The organism is Rufibacter sp. DG15C (genome assembly GCF_001577755.1).
Classification (GTDB): domain Bacteria; phylum Bacteroidota; class Bacteroidia; order Cytophagales; family Hymenobacteraceae; genus Nibribacter.
The window spans coordinates 1,935,232-1,954,068 of the sequence record NZ_CP010776.1; the positions used below are offsets into that span (position 1 = coordinate 1,935,232).

18 protein-coding genes are annotated in these 18,837 nt (G+C 51.7%); 7 read left to right on the forward strand and 11 right to left on the reverse strand.

The window, feature by feature from the left end; genetic code table 11:
* Positions 1-9: 9 nt before the first annotated feature.
* From TH61_RS08245 to TH61_RS08270, 7 genes are all read left to right on the forward strand, one after another.
* The gene (locus TH61_RS08245; RefSeq protein ID WP_066512691.1) at positions 10-1,623 is read left to right on the forward strand and encodes an aminopeptidase P N-terminal domain-containing protein; all 1,614 of its coding nucleotides are present in this window, start codon (positions 10-12) and stop codon (positions 1,621-1,623) included.
* 185 nt (positions 1,624-1,808) lie between these two features.
* Positions 1,809-1,997, forward strand: a complete 189-nt coding sequence (gene rpmG / locus TH61_RS08250) for a 50S ribosomal protein L33 (RefSeq protein WP_066508181.1) — start codon at positions 1,809-1,811, stop codon at positions 1,995-1,997.
* A 2-nt stretch (positions 1,998-1,999) separates the two neighbouring features.
* Positions 2,000-2,152: a DUF4295 domain-containing protein gene (locus TH61_RS17815; protein WP_071887815.1), complete on the forward strand. Its 153-nt coding sequence runs from the start codon at positions 2,000-2,002 to the stop codon at positions 2,150-2,152.
* Between the two features lie 113 nt (positions 2,153-2,265).
* Positions 2,266-3,228: a signal recognition particle-docking protein FtsY gene (gene ftsY / locus TH61_RS08255; protein WP_066508182.1), complete on the forward strand. Its 963-nt coding sequence runs from the start codon at positions 2,266-2,268 to the stop codon at positions 3,226-3,228.
* 223 nt (positions 3,229-3,451) lie between these two features.
* Positions 3,452-4,813 carry a 30S ribosomal protein S12 methylthiotransferase RimO gene (rimO, locus tag TH61_RS08260; protein ID WP_066508188.1) on the forward strand — a complete coding sequence of 454 codons (1,362 nt, stop codon included), beginning with the start codon at positions 3,452-3,454 and terminating at the stop codon, positions 4,811-4,813.
* Positions 4,814-5,016: 203 nt separating this feature from the next.
* Positions 5,017-6,576, forward strand: a complete 1,560-nt coding sequence (gene bshC / locus TH61_RS08265; protein ID WP_066508189.1) for a bacillithiol biosynthesis cysteine-adding enzyme BshC — start codon at positions 5,017-5,019, stop codon at positions 6,574-6,576.
* Between the two features lie 3 nt (positions 6,577-6,579).
* Positions 6,580-7,155, forward strand: a complete 576-nt coding sequence (locus tag TH61_RS08270) for a 5-formyltetrahydrofolate cyclo-ligase (protein WP_066508190.1) — start codon at positions 6,580-6,582, stop codon at positions 7,153-7,155.
* Positions 7,156-7,571: 416 nt separating this feature from the next.
* On the opposite strand, the gene TH61_RS08275 is transcribed toward TH61_RS08270, so the two are convergent.
* The 11 genes from TH61_RS08275 to TH61_RS08325 form a co-directional block, all read right to left on the reverse strand.
* A complete protein-coding gene (locus tag TH61_RS08275; protein ID WP_066508191.1) occupies positions 7,572-7,952 on the reverse strand; it encodes an SRPBCC domain-containing protein in 381 nt (126 codons plus the stop codon).
* Positions 7,953-8,001: 49 nt separating this feature from the next.
* Positions 8,002-8,604 (reverse strand): hypothetical protein, encoded by a 603-nt coding sequence (locus TH61_RS08280; protein ID WP_066508193.1) that lies wholly within the window; start codon positions 8,602-8,604, stop codon positions 8,002-8,004.
* Between the two features lie 114 nt (positions 8,605-8,718).
* Complete coding sequence (locus TH61_RS08285) at positions 8,719-11,235, reverse strand: DPP IV N-terminal domain-containing protein (RefSeq protein WP_066508195.1); 2,517 nt, start codon at positions 11,233-11,235, stop codon at positions 8,719-8,721.
* 110 nt (positions 11,236-11,345) lie between these two features.
* Positions 11,346-12,020, reverse strand: coding sequence for a tRNA (5-methylaminomethyl-2-thiouridine)(34)-methyltransferase MnmD (gene mnmD, locus TH61_RS08290; RefSeq protein WP_066508197.1), 675 nt, complete (start codon positions 12,018-12,020; stop codon positions 11,346-11,348).
* Between the two features lie 226 nt (positions 12,021-12,246).
* The gene (locus TH61_RS08295; protein WP_157600658.1) at positions 12,247-12,900 is read right to left on the reverse strand and encodes a hypothetical protein; all 654 of its coding nucleotides are present in this window, start codon (positions 12,898-12,900) and stop codon (positions 12,247-12,249) included.
* A gap of 283 nt (positions 12,901-13,183) precedes the next feature.
* The gene (locus tag TH61_RS08300; RefSeq protein WP_066508202.1) at positions 13,184-13,567 is read right to left on the reverse strand and encodes a VOC family protein; all 384 of its coding nucleotides are present in this window, start codon (positions 13,565-13,567) and stop codon (positions 13,184-13,186) included.
* A 100-nt stretch (positions 13,568-13,667) separates the two neighbouring features.
* Positions 13,668-14,630: a YihY/virulence factor BrkB family protein gene (locus TH61_RS08305; RefSeq protein WP_066508206.1), complete on the reverse strand. Its 963-nt coding sequence runs from the start codon at positions 14,628-14,630 to the stop codon at positions 13,668-13,670.
* A gap of 273 nt (positions 14,631-14,903) precedes the next feature.
* Positions 14,904-16,403 carry a DUF4403 family protein gene (locus TH61_RS08310; RefSeq protein WP_082780339.1) on the reverse strand — a complete coding sequence of 500 codons (1,500 nt, stop codon included), beginning with the start codon at positions 16,401-16,403 and terminating at the stop codon, positions 14,904-14,906.
* A 6-nt stretch (positions 16,404-16,409) separates the two neighbouring features.
* Complete coding sequence (locus TH61_RS08315; RefSeq protein WP_066508210.1) at positions 16,410-16,739, reverse strand: co-chaperone YbbN; 330 nt, start codon at positions 16,737-16,739, stop codon at positions 16,410-16,412.
* A gap of 119 nt (positions 16,740-16,858) precedes the next feature.
* Positions 16,859-17,587 (reverse strand): DUF3891 family protein, encoded by a 729-nt coding sequence (locus TH61_RS08320; RefSeq protein WP_066508212.1) that lies wholly within the window; start codon positions 17,585-17,587, stop codon positions 16,859-16,861.
* Positions 17,588-17,804: 217 nt separating this feature from the next.
* On the reverse strand, positions 17,805-18,782 hold the full coding sequence (locus TH61_RS08325; protein WP_066508214.1) for an NAD-dependent epimerase/dehydratase family protein: 978 nt from the start codon (positions 18,780-18,782) through the stop codon (positions 17,805-17,807).
* Positions 18,783-18,837: the final 55 nt, after the last annotated feature.

Consider the following 18,837-nt stretch of genomic DNA (forward strand, 5'->3'; position numbering starts at 1 on the left):
ATGAAAAGCATGCGGCACTTATGGTTTTTACTGCTAGTGTCGCTTCCGCTTGGGGCGATGGGGCAGTCAATGGCTTCCTCAGACAAGCCCACGGACTTTTTAACCAAAGAATTTCACCGGCAACGGAGAGAGCAACTGCGGCAACTGCTGCCGGCTCGCTCCGTTGCCGTTTTCTTTTCTGCCCCGGTAAGAAACCGCGCCAATGACGTGGACTTCCATTACCACCAGAACCCAGACTTCTACTACCTCACCGGGTACAAAGAGGCCAACTCCGTTTTGCTTCTGTTTTCAGAAAACCAGACCATAAACGGACAGAGCACCAATGAAGTGGTCTTCGCGCAGCCCCGCAACCCGCAGGCAGAGTCCTGGAACGGCAAGCGCCTGGGCACCGAGGGAATGAAGCAACAACTGGGTTTTGCTGTTGCGCTTCCTAACACAGACTTCGCCGCCTTTAAGCTGGACACCACCAACCTGCAACAGGTGCTGTTCTTTGAGCTGCCACATGATGTGCGCAATGAAGCCAGAGACCGCGGTGACCTGTATGACCTGTTGGCGCAGTTCAAGCAGAAGATAGGGTTGCGCGAAGGCAAGAGTCTGGAGCATCAGGAAATCTACAGCGCCATTAGGCAATATGACGCCCAGGCCGGTGCGCAGGTACAGCAAGAGGTGAAACGCCAGATGGAGTCCAATCCCGCGTTGGCCAACAATGCCATCCTGAAAGCCTACGTAGCCGCCAAAGACGCACCCGCCAGGGCCGCGGTAGTCGCCAGCATCCCGAGAGAAAAATTAGACACGTCTTCACTGGAAGGCATGCTCAACCAGTTGCGTGAAGAAAAGACTACGGAAGAATTGGTGCTGTTGCGCAAAGCCATCGCCATGTCGGCTATTGGGCAGGTGGAGGTAATGAAAGCCGCCAAGCCAGACATGTCCGAAACCGAGATACAGGGCATTCATGAGTACGTCTACAAGAAATACGGCGCCGAATATGAAGGCTATCCCTCTATTGTAGGGGCTGGCAACAACGGGTGCATTTTGCACTACATTGAGAATGAGAAGCCACGCATTGGCAATGACCTGCTTTTGATGGACCTGGGCGCTGAGTACCATGGCTACACCGCCGATGTGACCCGCACTATTCCGGCCAACGGCAAATTCTCCCCTGAGCAGAAGCAGATTTATGAACTGGTGTACGCCGCGCAGGAAGCCGGTTTCCAGCAGTGCAAAGTGGGCAACTCCTTTCAGGCACCTAATGAGGCCGCTCAGAAGGTGATGGCCGAGGGTTTGATTAAACTAGGCATCATCAAGAAACCGGAAGAGGCCCGCCGCTACACCATGCACGGTGTGTCCCATTACCTGGGGCTGGACGTGCATGACAGAGGCTCTTACGGGCCGTTTAAACATAATACCGTCATCACGGTGGAGCCCGGCATCTATATCCCGGAGGGGAGCCCCGTGGACAAGAAATGGTGGGGTATAGGCGTGCGCATTGAAGACGATATCCTCATCACCAACACTGGCTGGGAAAACCTGTCCAAAGGCGCGCCCAGAACCGTGAAAGACATTGAAGCCACCATGGCAAAGCCAAGTGCGCTGGATGATTTCAAACTGCCGGTGTTAAAATAGAAGAATAAAGTCCACCGTTTTTGGCCTGTTTTAGCAGAAATAGCGCAAAAATGGTAGCTTTGCAAAAGGTTAGGAAGCTGTGCCGCGGGCATTAGGTGATACTTGACTAAAAAAGTAGTATCGTATTTGTAATTAAGTAACTAAGGCTGTATATTTGCAGTCCTAAATAAAAAATCAACTTCGCGATGGCAAAGAAAGCTAAAGGCAATAGAGTTCAGGTGATTTTGGAGTGCACTGAGCAGAAAAACTCCGGCGTACCTGGCATGTCTCGGTATATCACTACCAAAAACAGAAAGAACACTCCTGAGCGTATGGAGATGAAGAAATTCAATCCTTTCATGAAGAAAGTTACCGTTCATAAAGAAATTAAATAACCATGGCTAAGAAAGTAGTAGCAACCCTAAAGACCGCCACTGGTAAAGACTGGGCGAAGGTGATTAAAGCAGTTAAGTCTCCTAAGACTGGCGCTTACACTTTTAGAGAAGAGATGGTGCCGATTGACCAAGTTCAAGACGCTCTTAAAAAATAATTGCCTTATATCGCAATCAAGATATACCTGTAAAAGTCCCTCCATACCAGGGACTTTTTTGGTATTCGACCCTTTTTACTTCCAACCTATCCTAACCGTTCCCACCCACCGCTATGGCACTTTTCGGTTTCTTCAGTAAAGACAAAAAAGAATCTCTGGACAAAGGCCTTGAGAAAACCAAGACCAGTTTCCTGGACCAGCTTAGCAAAGCGGTGGTGGGTAAGTCCAAAGTGGACGAGGAGGTCTTGGATGAGCTGGAGACGGTGCTGGTGCACGCAGACGTGGGGATTGGGACCACCGTCAAAATCATTGAGCGCATTGAGAAACGCGTAGCCCGTGACAAATACGTGGGCACTTCTGACCTGGACCGCATCCTGCGCGAAGAGATTATGGAGCTCATGGAAGAGAACAAGGGCGGGATTGCCGCTGACTTCACCCTTCCAGACACCGGCGGACAGCCGTACGTGATTATGGTAGTGGGCGTAAACGGCGTGGGCAAGACCACCACCATTGGTAAGCTGGCCTCCCAGTTCCACAAGGCTGGTAAGAAGGTAGTGTTGGGTGCGGGTGATACGTTTAGGGCTGCCGCTGTGGACCAACTCAAAATTTGGGGAGACCGCGTGGGCATTCCGGTAGTGGACCACGGCATGAACACAGACCCGGCTTCTGTGGCATATGACGCCGTGAAGAAAGGCGTGGAGATGGGCGCTGACGTAGTTATCATTGACACCGCCGGTCGTCTACACACCAAGGTGGGTCTCATGAACGAGCTTACTAAAATCAAGCGCGTGATGCAGAAAGTCATTGACGCCGCGCCGCATGAGGTGTTGCTAGTCTTAGACGGTAGCACCGGTCAAAATGCGGTCATCCAAGCCCGTGAGTTCACCAAAGCCACCGAAGTAACTGCTTTAGCGGTAACCAAATTGGACGGAACGGCCAAAGGAGGCGTCATCATTGGCATCTCAGACGAGTTCAAGATTCCTGTCAAGTACATTGGTGTAGGGGAGCGCGTAGAGGACCTGCAGGTGTTTGACAAGCGCGAATTTGTGGACTCTCTGTTCTCCAAAAACAAATAAGCCGTTTTTAGGCTGTTTTCCAGAAAAGAGGCCGAAAAGGAAATAGTTACTTCTGGCGCAGTCACTCGGCTGGGTCAAAATAGCAAAGAAGACAAGACACAGAAAGCAGGCTTACAGCCGTTTTCTCTTTTAAATATCTAGTTTATTGGGCGCAGACTAAACCAAAAGAGCCTGTTTGGTTGTTGCCCTTCCATCAAAGACAACAGGCTAAAGTAGAAGGCACGTGAAAGTAAGATCCCTTAAACAAGACAAATACAACGTTATCACCCTGGGTTGCTCCAAAAATCTGGTAGACTCAGAGGTGCTGATGGGCCAGTTGCAGGCCAATGAGTTTGATGTAGTGCATGACTCTGAGAAAGACGACGCCAACATCATCATTGTGAACACCTGCGGCTTCATTGACAATGCCAAGCAGGAGTCTATTGACACCATTCTGCGCTACGCAGATGCCAAAGACGCTGGCGCCATTGACAAACTCTACGTGACCGGTTGCCTTTCTCAACGCTACAAAGATTCCCTGGAAGCCGAGATTCCGCAGGTAGACGCTTTTTTTGGTACCATGGAGTTGCCGCAGTTATTGAAAACACTGGAGGCCAACTACAAGCATGAATTGATAGGTGAGCGCTTAATCACCACCCCTAAGCACTACGCCTACTTTAAAATAGCTGAGGGCTGTAACCGTCCCTGCTCGTTCTGCGCCATCCCCTTGATGCGCGGCAAGCACATGGACCGCCCCATGGAGGAGCTAGTGAAGGAAGCCACGCGCTTGGCCAACATGGGTACCAAAGAACTTATTCTTATTGCCCAAGACCTGACCTATTACGGTTTACAGCACTACGGTGAGCGCAAGCTAGCCGAACTGCTACAGCGTTTGTCAGATGTGAACGGCATTGAGTGGATTAGAATGCAGTACGCCTACCCGTCCCAGTTCCCGATGGATGCTTTGGATGTGATGGCCGAGCGCTCTAACATCTGCAAGTACTTGGACATGCCTTTGCAGCACATCTCAGACAATATGCTCAAGACCATGCGCCGCGGTATCTCTAAGCGCCGTACGCTGGAGCTGGTAGACACCATCCGTCAGCGCGTGCCAGACATTGCGCTTAGAACTACCTTGATTGCCGGTCACCCCGGTGAGACGCAGAAGGATTTTGAGGAGATGTACCAGTGGGTGGAGGAGTCACGCTTTGACCGTCTGGGTATCTTCACGTACTCGCATGAGGAGAACACGCACGCCTTCAGCCTGGAGGACAACGTGCCAGATGAGGTGAAGCAGGAGCGCGCCGATACCATAATGGAACTACAGCAGGGCATCTCCATGGAGTTGAACGAGGCTAAAGTAGGCAACACCTATAAGGTTCTGTTTGACCGCAAGGAGAGCGGCTACTACGTGGGCCGTACCCAGTATGACTCTCCAGAGGTAGACAATGAAGTATTGGTGCCCGCAGACAGCGCCTATGTGCGTCTGGGAGACTTCGCCAACGTGAAAATCACGGATTCTTCTGACTTTGACCTGTACGGCGAAGTGGTTAGCGGCGTGCATGAGTCCAAGCACATTGCCACGGCAGACGCTGTTTCAGAATAATCCGTTTTTGGCTTAGTTTCCAGAAATCAGGCCGAAAACGAAAGTATAGAACCTCACAGAGCCCCGTGCTTTGTGAGGTTTTTTTGTTGGTTTCCTGCAAGGAACCAGTTCTAAGGAGGCAGACCGACAAGACCGAACGCAAATCTCAAAATAGCGTTTACCTTTGCAGCGCAGGTTGTTAAAAAACGACGACCGCTCCCCGTATGAAAGTTTCTTGTATTGACTATAGCGCCACCGGTGCCTTCTCTAAATTGGTTGTGGATTATCTCAACAGAGATGCCAAGCTCCAGCCCTTCTACCAGCATTTTCCTGAGGTGTCTGCCTTCTCCAAGATTATGGAAGAGCGCCAGTACCCAGCCGCCCAGCGCCAGGTTCTGGTAGAGGAACTACAGCGCCAGTACCAAGGCGTAGAGGTGCCAGAGGCGGTGCAGGCCAACATCTCGGCGCTAAGCCAGGAGCAGACTTATACCATCACCACCGGCCATCAGCTCAACATCTTCACCGGTCCGCTGTACTTCATCTACAAGATTGTGACGGCCATCACTGCCGCCCGCGCGCTGCAGCAAGCCTACCCAGACCAGACGTTTGTGCCTGTGTATTGGATGGCCACCGAGGACCATGACTTTGCGGAGGTGAACCATTTCACGCTCTTCGGGAAGACGTATACCTGGGAGAGCGAGGAGAAAGGCGCCGTGGGGCGGTTTGCCACCGATGGCCTGAATGAAATCCTGGACGCCCTGCCAGAGCAGTACGAACTGTTTGAGGAAGCCTATACCAACAGCTCCACCCTAGCCGAGGCTACGCGCAAGATTGTCACCGGTCTGTTTGGGGCGTACGGCGTGGTCTGCATAGACGGCGACAGCCCTGCCTTTAAGAGACTGTTTATCCCCGCAGCGCAGAAAGAACTGACGGAGCAGGCCTCCTATAAAGCCATCACCCGCACCAATGAGGCTCTGCAAGCCCAAGGCTACAAGCCGCAGGTCATGACCCGTGAGATTAACCTGTTCTACCTGGATAACCAACTGCGCGAACGCATTGTGCAGGAAGACGGTCATTATAAAGTCTTGAACACTCCTTTGGTTTTCACCGAGGCAGAAATCTTGCAACACCTGCAAGAGCATCCAGAGCGCTTCAGCCCGAACGTGGTGTTGCGGCCTTTGTATCAGGAAATGGTGCTGCCCAACCTAGCCTACATTGGCGGCGGCGCCGAAGTGGCGTACTGGTTTCAGTTGAAAGGGATTTTTGAGGCGTTCCAAGTGCCGTTCCCGGCGGTGATGTTACGCAACTCGGCCATGTACCTGACCAAGCCCAACGCCCAGCGTTTGGAGAAGCTAGGGCTTACGCCTTTGGAGATGTTCAGGGAAATGCCTGAGTTGAAGAAGCGACTGGCCGAACTGTTGAATCAGGAAGAACTGAGCCTGGAAGCCCAACGCCACGCGTTGGAAACCGCGTACAAGCAGGTAGAAGAGCTGGCCCAAAGCATTGACCCCACGCTGGTGAAAGCCGTCGGCGCAGAGGCGCAGAAGGCCAGCCAAAGCCTACAGATGCTGGAGAAGAAGCTGAACAAAGCCATCGAGAACAAGAATGACACGGCCTACAACCAACTGGCCAACCTCAAAGACAAACTCTTCCCGACGGGGGTGCTACAGGAGCGCGTGGACAATCTGCTGTCATACCAGACCAACAACCCAGACTTCATCCAGCATTTGGTAGAGGCGTTCCAGCCGTTCGCGCACCAGTTCACTGTGTTGCAGGAAGACTAATCCATGCGCAAGTCTGACCTCAGGAAAGCCTACCTCGCCAAGCGCCGCAGCCTCTCTGAGGCCGAAGTGGAGGAGCTCAGTCAGCAACTGTCCGACCGGTTTTTCGAGGCCTTTGCCCCACGCGCCGGGCAGACGGTGCACGTGTTTCTGCCTATCCAACAGCATCGCGAAATCAATACCTGGCACATCATTCATAGGCTGTGGACTGAGTTTCCGGAGGTTCGGGTGGCCACGTCTGTCTCGCATCTGGAGGACTGCAGCATGACGCACTACCTGCTTACGCCCACCACCCAGCTGCTTGTCAATAAATGGGGAATCCCCGAGCCCGTGCAGGCGCAACAGATTTCAGAAGAGGAGATTGACTTGGTGCTGGTGCCGCTGTTGGCCTTTGACTTGCAGGGTCATCGCGTGGGATACGGCAAAGGCTTCTATGACCGTTTTCTGGCTCTTTTACCCAAATCAAGCCAAAAACAAGGTTTGTCTCTAGAGCCACCCATCCCCCAGATTGAAGACGTCCATCCCTTGGACTTGACTTTGGATGCGGTGATTACTCCGACTCAGATATACCGTTTTTCCTGAAAGTAGACACTAGAAAAATCATCTACATCGCAATATTGCCACCAACACCAATTCTCCCCTTGAGGATTGCCCAAACGAGAGTTTGAGGTAGCGAGCGGAGCTTAGCAGAGGGGTGTTTACATCACCTGATTAAACTAGCAGAAGAAAGAGATGCGTGAGAGACAAGGCAGTGCCGTTGTCTCTACAAAGAAAATCAGTGTTTAGGCAGTATTAGCGTTAAATGACACGCATGTCTAGTTCGCCCACAAGGTCCTTTCAGGATGACAAAGAGGAGAAGGAAAAATGGGAAGTGGAATGGGCGGGTAAGCATTTAACCAGCAAACCCCGTTTTTGACCTGTTTTCTGGGAAAAAGGTCAAAAATGGGGTTACTAAGATTGACTCGTGACTCAGAACTCGCGACTCGGGACTAAAGAAATTATCCTTCAAAGAAAGTGATGAGGTTGCCTACGTAGCTTTCTTCCCAGCCTTCTACCAGGTCTTCATAATCCTCATCAGGGATGTTGGTCTGCTTCACCTCCAGAGAGGTTCCTAGTTTGTGGGCGTGGGTTTTGATGGTGACAATGGAGGGTTCTTCCTGCTCCCCGAAATACCATTGCTGCACAATCTTCCGGTTTTGCTCGAATTCCAGATTCTTGCCGACGATGCTGCCTTCCCAAAGTGAGAATTCAGAGCCGGGGGTGGTGGACATTTCTGCGGGGTCGCCGGTCCAGGTTTCCAGAACGGTGGGGTTGGTAAGGGCTTCGTAGACCTCTTTTGGTGAGGCAGGCACGATGAAGTATTTCTTGAATTCTTTCATATACAGGTTGACTAGAGCGAAGGGCAAAAGTACGGACAAAAATCAGGTCTTACTTGACTTCTATGATTTCGCCGGAGTCCAGTACTTTAAAGATTTTTTTGGTTACGGTGAGCTTTCTGGTTTTGGGAATCTCCTGGTAGGCGGCGTCAAACTGCCAGCGGGCGGTGCTGTCCAGAACCACAATGGTGAGGTCTTTCTGGATGGTGAGCTGCTCGCTGTGCTGAAAGCCGGGTTCCTCGCCGCAGGGGTTGAACTTGAGGTCCTGCTCGTCCAGGACGGCACCCTGGTGGTCAAAGGTCCTGAGGCGGGGCAGAAGGTCGTCTGTGGGATAGATGGCCAAGATAGCCTCTACGTTGGGGCTCACCTGTATCTTCTTGTAGACCTTCTCAAACTCCTTTACATATTTGCCTACGGTAGTGGAGTCTGGGGTCTTGGCCTCATCATATTTGAACCCACACTTGGCGGTGAAGGGTAGTGGCATTATCGGCAACTTAGCCATAAACACCTGATACTTAGCCTTGGAGGAAACGCCTAACACTTGGTTGTCAGATTCTACCACAGGCACAGACTCATACTGGGTGTTGTTGTCTCTGGAGCAGGAGAAACATCCAAATAGGAGCACAAGGCAAATACAGGAGAAGAGCTTTTTCATAGGCCACGGGTATTTCCAGTTGCATACGCATTTCTGGCGCCTGGGTAGATTAAAAGCAAAAAGCCAGTAGCGTTTAACGGCTACTGGCTTTTTAATCAGAGTAAGAAAAGGAGTTTATTCCTCGTCTTCGGGTGTTGCGCGGCGTGCGCCGGTGCCAGCCTTGTTGTTTTGCTCTAAATCGCGGTTAATCTCTGTGATGTCAACGGGCTGTGAGAAGTCACCCAGCAGGTACTTGGTGAAATAGTCAGCCGTCATCCAGAAAGAGTATTCGGTCATGTCGCCGTAGCCGTGGCGTTGGCCGGGCATCATGACAAAGTCAAAGCGCTTGTTGGCCTTCATCAGGGCGTTGGCCATTCTGATGGTGTTGGCTGGGTGCACGTTGTTGTCCACATCGCCATGGGTCAATAGCAAGCGACCCTTCAAGTTTTTGGCCAAGTCTGGATTCTTGTCAATAGAGTACTGGAAGGTAGTATCTCCTTTGGCGGTAATCACTTCTTTCACGCCATGGTGTTTCTCTGACCACCAGCGGTTGTAGATGTTGTTTTCATGGTTACCCGCGCCAGAAACGGCCACTTTAAAGAAGTCTGGGTATACCAACATGGCGGCGGTAGACATGAAACCACCACCCGAGTGGCCGGTGATGCCTACTCGGTTCGCGTCAATGTATGGATGCTCGTCTGCCAACTGCTCTACGGCGGCTTTCTTGTCTGCCAAGCCGTAGTCGCGTAGGTTGCCGTAACCGTAGGTGTGGTACCACTTAGAACGGGCCGGATGACCACCACGATTCCCCACGGTAATCACAATAAAGCCAAGCTGGGCCAAACGGTCTACGCGGTCCATGCCGCGGCTGAAGGCCTTGTTTACGGCCTCGGTTTGCGGGCCTGGGTAGATGTATTGGATGATAGGGTATTTCTTGGTAGAGTCAAAGTCATAGGGCTTGTACATAACGCCGTACAAATCCGTCACGCCATCGTCTGCCTTCACCTTGAACGGCTCCGGGAATTTGTAGCCTGTGGTCATTAAGCGGGAGAAGTCAGATTTCTCCAGGTCCATCACTTTCTTGCCGTTGTTGTCATACAAAGCGGCTGCCGGTACGGTGTTCACTCTAGAGAAATTGTCCACGAAGTAGCGGCGGCTGTCGCTTAGGCTCATGTTGTGGTCAAAATCGCCTTTGTTCAAGAGCTTCAAACCAGAACCGTCAAAGTTGATGCGGTACAGGTGCATGAAGTACGGATCTTCCTTGGCTTCGCGGCCGTTGGCCGAGAAATACAACACGCGGGCTTTCTCATCAATGGCAACCAGTTCCTCGGTGTGGAAAGGACCAGACGTAATCTGGTTCTTCAATTTTCCGTTACCGTCATACAGGTAGAAATGGCCCCAGCCGTCACGCTCAGACCAATGAATCATCTCATTGCCACCGTTCACCAGACCTACTCTGGACACTTCTACATAGGTATTGAAACGCTCTTCAATCAACGGCTTCACGGTGCCAGCCGGAATGTCTAATACGCAAACGTCAATCTTCTTTAAGTCACGGCTGGTGCGGGTGAAGTACACTTTGTTGGCCGTGCCGTGCCATACGTTTGGACGGAACTCATCATCTCTTGAGCTTTGCTTAGCCGGGGCTGGCCATACAGAAACCTCCTGGTCCTTGAAAGCGGCCGTGTTGATTTTCTTGTGGGTCTTCTCTGCGAAGTTGAACAACACCATCTCCCTGATAGGTGCTTCCTTCTCGCCGGGCATCTGGTACTTGTAGGTTTCCAGCGCCGGACGGCCTGCCGCCGTGTTATGAATCACCCATAGGTCTTTCACCTTGCGCGAGTCTGTGCGGGTGAGCATGAATTGCTTGGAGTCTGGGGACCATAGCACAAACGTAGGCTTGCGGTTGTTTTTGTTTTTCTCCTGCTCTACGTTGGTCTCACCGTTAGAGTCACCGCCGTAGCTGTAGAACTCCACGCCATCTTTGGTCAGTTGGTGCTCCACAATGGTAGAGTCCTTTTCGTTCTTCAAGGCCTTCTCATAGTTGGCCTTGTCCATCCAGTACAGGTTAAAGTTCTTGGCAAAGATGATGAACTTCTGGTCTGGAGAGATGGACGCCCACATCGGCTTGCGCTTCGGTTTTTGGTAGTCCTTCAACTCCGTCAGTTGACGAGTGGCCAGGTTGTATTGGAAGTAGTGCGTTTTCTTCTCTAGAGAGTCGGCGGCCTTTTTGTCAATGCGGTCTTTCTTCACCACATCTACAGAGCTTTTCACCTCAAACTGCACGCTTTTCTCATCCTCGGTGAACTTGAGGTTCTCAATGGGCAAATGCTGGGCGTCAAATGGGTCTTTTACAATCACCGTGATGGCCGCCGCTACTTTGTCCAGGTCAAAGATGGCGCGCTTGCTCTTGGTAGCCGGGTCCACCACGTACCAGTTCTTACCGTTGGTGGTCTCATATTGGTACCAGAACTGATCCGTCTTCTTAAGCCAGTGTGGGTCCAGGTTGGTGGTGAAGATGATCTTTTCTAATTTTTTTGGGGAGAAGCGGGCCGCCAGCTGATAATTGCCTTTGGCCTGTTGCCCAGCCGTTTGGGCCTGTAACCCCAAGCCAGCCAGTAGAAAGGCCGCCAGGAAATAAAGGGTTTTCATGTAAAACGTGGAGTTGTTAGTTTGTATGCAGGAATATACAACACCATGGCCACATTCTCTTTAATTATGGCCTGCCTCTCAGTTTTTTACAAGTATTTAATGGATTGTTACTAGGTTGGTTTGCCCCCGCGGGTCATCTCACGCTTGCCCGGAGGGCCCGGCAAAGCCTCTACTTTGAAACCGGCCGCTTTGAGGCTGCGCTTGAAGCTGCCTTTGGCGCAGTAGGTGACCAGGGTCCCGCCGGGTGCTAAGGCATCATACATCTTCTGGAAGATGGCGTCCGTCCAGAGGTGCGGCTGTTTCTCTGGCGCGAAGGCGTCAAAATACACCAAATTATAGCTCTCTGGCGCCGGGGCGAAGGCCTCTAAATCGGTTTCCAGTTTGCGGAGCATGAACTGCGGTGTGATGGCCACGGGCTGTTCCCAAGGCTCGGCGTGCAACGGCGTGAAGAAGTCCAGCAGCTCTGGGTTGAGGATGAATTTGTCAAAGCCTAACTGGTTTACCATCTCCATTGAAAGCGGGTACTTCTCCAGCGTGTCATAAACTACCTCGGCTTTGGTGGCCAGCGTATGCTGCAAGGTGAGCAAGGCATTGAGGCCCGTCCCGAAGCCCACTTCCAGAATGCGCACAGTGGCTGTACGCGTCAAGGCATCTTCCAGGCCCATCTTAATGAACACATGCAGGCTCTCCTGCAAGGCCCCGTGCACTGAGTGGTAATGCTCATTCAACTCAGGTACAAATAATGTAGTAGAGCCGTCTCTTGTCTGTCTAACCTCCAAAGCCATATTTAAAATTAGAGATTAAAATCTAGAAAGTATGAATTGGGAGCGAGGTTGTGGCTTAGCAAGGGAAAGTTGGGAGGAGGAGAGTAGCCGTTTTTGGCCTGTTTCCCTGAAAATAGGTCAAAAATGGACTAGGCGAACCGCATTGGTTCGCCTAGTCCATTTTCCTTTATATCGAGGATACCATTAAGGCACACCCCGATTTCAAATTCATAGTTTTTAATTGAAGCTAGTCCACATACCCCTCATACTGGATGCTGGTCACGCGGCCTTTGGAGAGATGGAAGCGCAGCCAGGAGTTTCGTTCCCAGTCGCAGACCTCAATCACGTTCTTCTGCTCTTTGATGTAGAGCTTGTAGCCTTGCAGTTTCTGGATGAGCTCATCACGGGTCATACCTACTTTGATGCCGTTGCGCAGGGTCAGGTTCTGGCTCTTTACATCGGCGTAAGAAAGTAGGTACTGCTGCGTGTACACAGGGTAATACAGTTCTACCGTGCTGGAGTCAAAGTTTAGGTGGAATAGGGTGTCAATGTATTTGGCGTTGTGCAGGTTGGCCACCGTGTCCCGCACAATCTTGTAGCGCGACTTTACCTGCGCCACATAATGCTTAAGAGCTGGCTCTGGCTCTAACAAAAACGGGTTAGAGATGAAATCTGCCGCTCGGCGCACTTCGGGGTTAGACTCCAGGTTGAACTCGTTTTTCTGGTAGAAGGCATCTACCGCTAAGGTGTTGTTGTAGAAGCGCTGCGGAGCCGGTCTGGCTGCGGCCTTTTTAGGTTTGTTATTGCTGGCTGTTACGCGCGGGGTATCTGGCTCAAGTTTGCCTTGGCAAGCATACGTCCATAACGGACAGAAGAAGAGGAGCATTAAGAGCCGCCGCATACCAGAGTTGAAAAATGAATCAGAAATACTAGGGGATGGTAATCTTATACGGAAAACATGGAGAAAAGCTGCCTTAACATGGCCCCACAACCTTCTTTTATGGTGACCTCTAAATCTTGTTTTACCCCTATGTTCTTCTAAAATAAATTATATGATTTAGATTTCCTACTGCCAAAATGAAATAACCCGAAGATTGGTTCATTGTTTTTTGCGAATTCTTAAGAAGAAGGATAAGCAATAGATAATGAAGGAGTTATGTGTCATTAAGGTTGAAAATATCTGCTCAAGGCGCGAAGCTGTGGTGAGGTGTGTAGGCTACTTCCAGCACATAGCCATCTGGGTCCCGGAAGTCAACGGTGAGGTACCCTTCAGAATAGTCCATCACTACGGGACCTCTAACGATGTCGGCGCCAATCTCCTTCAAGTAAGCACCCACTGCATGTACCATGGCCTCATCCTCTGCCTGGAAGCATACATGCCGAACGCCCACTGCATCCTGCCGCACCATGCCGGGCTTCTCTATCAGGTAAAAGTCACAGCTTTTAGTGGCGAAGGAAAAGTGGTTGAGCTGGGTCCAGCCTATGCGTTGGAACAAGCCTTGGTAAAACGGAAAGGAGCGGGAGAGGTCAGAAACCCAGAATTCAAGGTGATGGATGCCAGCGGCCATAGGGGGAAGGAATAGGCCGCAAAAATAGCAAACGGCCCAGAAACCACGGAGGTTTATTTCCGTTTCTGGGCCGTTTTATGGAAATTAAAGCAAAAACGAGTTAGCTCCTGAACCTGCCTTCTGCAGGCGGACGTCCAGCCTTAGCCTCATCTGAGTCTGCGTATGGTACCTCGCGCACCTCAATGCGCACCGAGTTATGGTTGGGCACCACGGGCTGGCCGAACCGGTCAGCGTACTGCTGGGTGACTTCGGCGCCAAAAAAGACAATCAAGGACGAGTAATACACCCACGTAAGCAGAATGACAATGGAACCAGCGGCCCCGTAGGTACTGCCCAAATCGCTCTGGCCAATATACCAGCCAATGAGGTATTTGCCCAGCAAAAACAGGAAGGCGGTAACCATGGCACCCACCCACACGTCGCGCCACCGTATGATGGCGTCTGGCAAGTATTTATAAATAAGCGCGAACAGCAGCGTGATAAACCCCATGGACACTACAAAGTCCAGCAGGTAGATGAAGAAGACGGCAATGCCCGGCAACAGCTGCTGCAGGTACTCGGTCAAGACGCCCAGCAAGGCGCTGATCACCAAACTCACCAGCAGCAAGAAAGCCACGCTCAAGATCATCCCGAAGGAGAGGATGCGGTCCATGGCCAGCTTGAGCATGCCATTTTTGGGTTTGGTCTTCAGGTTCCAGACGTTGTTGAGAGACTCTTGCAGGGTCACAAAGATGGTGGTAGAGGCAAAAATCAGGGTGGCAATCCCTATCCAGGTGGCCACGGTGCTACCGCCTTCTACCTTCACGTTTTTGAGGGACTCTTCTAGTTGCAAGGCGGCGTCATTGCCAATAAACTCGTTCAGCTGGTCATACAACTGCCCAGACACGGCTTTCTCCCCGAAGAAATATCCCGCCGTAGCTATCACAATGTACAGTAACGGGGGCAACGAGAAGATGGTGTTATACGCCAACGCCGCCGCCAAACGCAGCGAGTTGTTCTCCATAAACTGTCCCGCCGAGTCCTTCACCAGCGAGAAGATGTCCTTAAATGTATATTTAGCCATAGGCGAATAATGGAAAAACGTAATATTAGTTGCTTTACCCCTTACGTGAACCAGAAGCCATGGTTAAATTCAGAATAGAATAGAATCACCAATGCGTGCTGTTCCGTCCTATGTTAGTCGTGTTGAAAGAAACTTATACCCAAGTAGTTAGACAATATCTGCAGACTCTGTCTCCGTTTTTGGCCTGTTTTCCAAGAAATAGCCCGAAAACGAAAACTCCCCAAAAGTGTAGACACCGAAGGGGAGTTTTATGGAAATGATCTTACCGTTGAATTAATCTAAAGACAGCGCCACCTTGCCCGAGGCGTTGAACAGGGCCCTGATGCCGGTGGGAGTGAGGAACAGCGTATCTGGCGCAAAGGAAAGGACGCTGCCGCGCATGAGCGCGTGCTGGTGCAACCGGTTTTCTTTGAGCCCGTCCTGCAATCCTTGTTTGATGGAGGCCATCTGGTCCTTGATGGAGACGGTCATCTGGCTTTCTAGCTGCGTCCTGAATTTGTTTTGCAGCAGCCAGTTGGCGGTGTTCAGGAGCTGGTCGCGGGTTTTGACTTCGTACTGGAGGTCTTTCACCTTGATGCTTTGGCTGGCGGCCTCATAAAAGGGCGTGCCCTGTAAGTAGACCTTTCCCTGAAACTTCTTGGTGATGAAACCAGATTTGGCGCTTCCGCTTAGGTCCAGGGCCAGCAACAGTTTAGACCCCGTCCCACTGATGTCAATGTCATGGATGGTGAGCTGGTGCTTGCCTTCCTCAAATTTAAAAGTCTGGTTTCTCACTTCTTTCTGCGCCATCTGCGTGAGGTAGGTGTAGGGCAGGTCTGTAGTGACGGCAATCTGGGCCTCTTGCGGCAGGGTGCGCACCGGGGTAAAAGCCGGAAGCTGTGGCTGCAGCGTCTGGGTAGGTTTTTTGCCGGTGGTCACCGAGATAAACGCATCAATGCCCACGTTCAAGCTTAGTTGGTTTTTCTGCAGCTCCAGTGGCGTGATTCTAATGGCCTTGGGTTCTACCGTGAGCCAGGCGTTGTAGGCGTCATGGACAGACAGCGGTTGCTGCAGCTGGCGCCAGGCCTCGGTGAGGTAGCTCTGCAGGTTGAGTTGCTGTTGTAGTTGGCTGTCCAGTTGTTTGAGCAGCGGCGCTATCTGGGCTTTCAGCTTGGGCTCAATAAACGGGGCCAAGTTAATGTTCAACGGGCCCAGGGAAATGGTGGGTTTGCGCGCTCCCCAGGAGAAGTCACCGGTGGTATAGCTTTTAATCTGGTAGTTGGGCAGCATCTGCAGGCGGCTCTCAGTGCGCACCACCATGTCAAACTCGGTTTCCTCAGACTTCTGGATGTTTTTGCACAGCTCACAGGCGGTCCATTGCCAGCGGCCTTTGGCCCAGATGCGTAGAGGCACCTCCACATAGAGTTTGCTGAACTCAGCTTTGAGTTTGATGGGGCCGGTCTTGGTCACTTTCACGGCCATGTCATCATCTGTGATGTCATCGTCTTGGTAGACCACGCCCGTAAACTGCTCGTTCAGCATCTGCTCCAGCAAAAAGGTAGGCAAGGTGACCGGCAGGTTGATGGTAGACACGCGGCGCTCGGGCATCGGCTGCTCCGTGACAGCGGCGGCGGTAGGGGCCTGGGTAGAAAACGATGTATTGGACTGGCAACCCGACATCCAGGTTAGGCCCAACACACTCCAGAAGAAAACAGGAAACGGTACACGCATGCCCAAAGATACGGCTAAACCCCAAGAGGTGAAGCTTCTAGGCGCGGTTAAATGAAAAGCCAAACTGCATTAGTCACAACAAGTAAGCAGCGAGTCTAGCAGCGCTTTCACATCTTCTTCATTGGAGACCAGGCCGCAGTGCTTGAGCGTACCGTTGTAATACGTAGCGAAGAAGGGGGTACCGGTCAGTTTCACCTCCTTGCTGGACACGGGGTTTTCTGAGGCTTCCATGCGCAGAAAGGTGATGCCTTGGTATTTGGGGTCTCGCGCGAACCTCTCTAAAGCAGGAGCCAGTTGCTTGCAGATGGCGCATTGGTCATCAATGAATTTCACAAGCACCCGTTCCTTCTTAAATATAATTGATCGCAGCTCTGCGTCAGAAGACGTTTGTATGGCCATTGTTTTATTAGTGGGTAATCTTCTTTTTCTAACGAGGATAGCCCAGAGAGGTTGAGATTATACGTTAGGTGCCACAGAGTCCTTGAAATTGTCTTCTGCCTAGATGGCACGGACCGTGCTTAGCGCGGAATGATCTTCCAACTAAGCAGGTTCACGGGCGCCTCTTGTAAGGCTTTGGCCAACTCTTTGGCATTAGAGAAGCGCAGCTGCGCAAGATAACAGGCCTCAACGCTTACTTCCAGTTCCTTGTCTTGGAACGGCCACGGGTGTACCTGCACCTCACCGCTGGTCAACTGCTTAACTTCATATTTTACGCCGTCAGGGCCTTGGCTTATCTCCAGGGCGCGCTCCATTTCGGGGAGTTCGCGGCGGCAGAGAATCAAAGAGAACCGGTCACACCATTGCATGAAGTCATACGCGTACTGCGCCTGGCTTTTGTTGATTTTTAGTTGTCTGCGGCAGGTGCCCTGCAAGGCTAGTTGCTCGTCTAAAAAGGCGTCCCAGGTTTTATGTTGCCCGCGCACGTTCTCATGCAGAAAGGACAGGTGCATGCTGGTGAGCAGACTTCGCCAGTGCCCCTGGAACTTGGCTTCCTTCATAACCTGCTGCGCCTGTTCCAGAGAGAAAGGCAGCTGCGTGAAGTTAGCGGGCGCCCCAGCCGCGGTGAGGTAGTAACTGCTCGTCCAGTCCTTTTGACCGTCATCATGCTGGGCAATGGCAGCCAAGGTTTTCATGAAGTGCAAAGGCCGGTCTGCCACTCGCCAGGCAAAGCCAAGCTCGGCGGCCAGCAAGGCGTGCGCCTGTTGGTAGATAACCTCCCAGCCTTTCTCATGCGTGTTTACAATCATAGCCCTTGCGCGCCTGAAGCCGCCGCGATTTCTAACTGAATTGTAGCTGGAAAGGTTTTTCTAAAAGTCTTGCCTTCTGAGTCTAGAGGCTTGGGTCAGGAAAATTTGAAATGTTTGTTTTTGAGCCGTTTTCTGGAAAACAGGGCAAAAACAAAGAATCCCTGCCGAAGTCTTGCTTCAGCAGGGATTCTTATATCTGTATGTACTTATCTGCTTCTTACTTCTCCACCGCTTCGGTGCGCATTTGCTTTAGGTTCAGGAGCATGTCATCGGTCATGGTGTCCAGTTCAAACTCTGGTTGCCAGCCCCAGTCTTGGCGGGCGGCGCTGTCATCAATGCTCTGCGGCCAGGAGTCTGCTATCTGCTGGCGGCTGTCTGGCTTATAGGTGATGGTGAAGTCTGGCAAATGACGCTGAATGCTAGCGGTAATCTCCTTCGGCGAGAAGCTGATGGCGCTCAGGTTGTAGCTTGAACGTACTTTCACTTTCTCGGCCGGGGCGTGCATCAAATCCAGCGTGGCTTTGATGGCGTCAGACATGTACATCATGGGCAGGTAGGTGCCTTCGCTCAAGAAACACTCATAGGTGCCTTTGTCCAAAGCTTGGTGATAAATGTCCACGGCGTAGTCTGTGGTACCTCCGCCCGGAAGCGCTTTCCAACCAATCAAACCTGGGTAGCGCAAGCTGCGCACGTCCAGGCCGTATTTCTCAAAGTAGTATTCGCACCAGCGCTCACCAGCCTGCTTACTAATGCCGTACACCGTGTTGGGGTCCATGACGGTATGTTGCGGGGTGTCTTGGCGCGGCGTGTTTGGCCCGAAGACGGCAATAGACGAAGGCCAGTACACGCGCTCTACTTTATGCTCCAGACACAAATCCAGCACATTGATGAGGCCGTCCATGTTGAGTTTCCAGGCAAACTTGGGGTTCTTCTCACCGGTGGCAGAAAGAATGGCCGCCAGATGGTAGACCTGCTTGAACTTGTATTGGGCGAACAGATCTGCCAAGCGAGTGGCGTCCAGCACGTCGGCAATGGCAAAAGGGCCTGAGTCGCGCAGGTCGGCTTGTTTGGGTTCTTGGATGTCGGCGGCCACTACGTTGGCATTGCCGTATAATTTTCTCAGTTCTAGGGTGAGTTCAGAGCCTAATTGGCCACAGGCGCCTATCACCAGAATCGTGTCGTCGGTCGTTGTCATGCGGGGTTGAAATTATAGCAAACAAATGTACGTTATATCTGGGGCATCAAAAAAT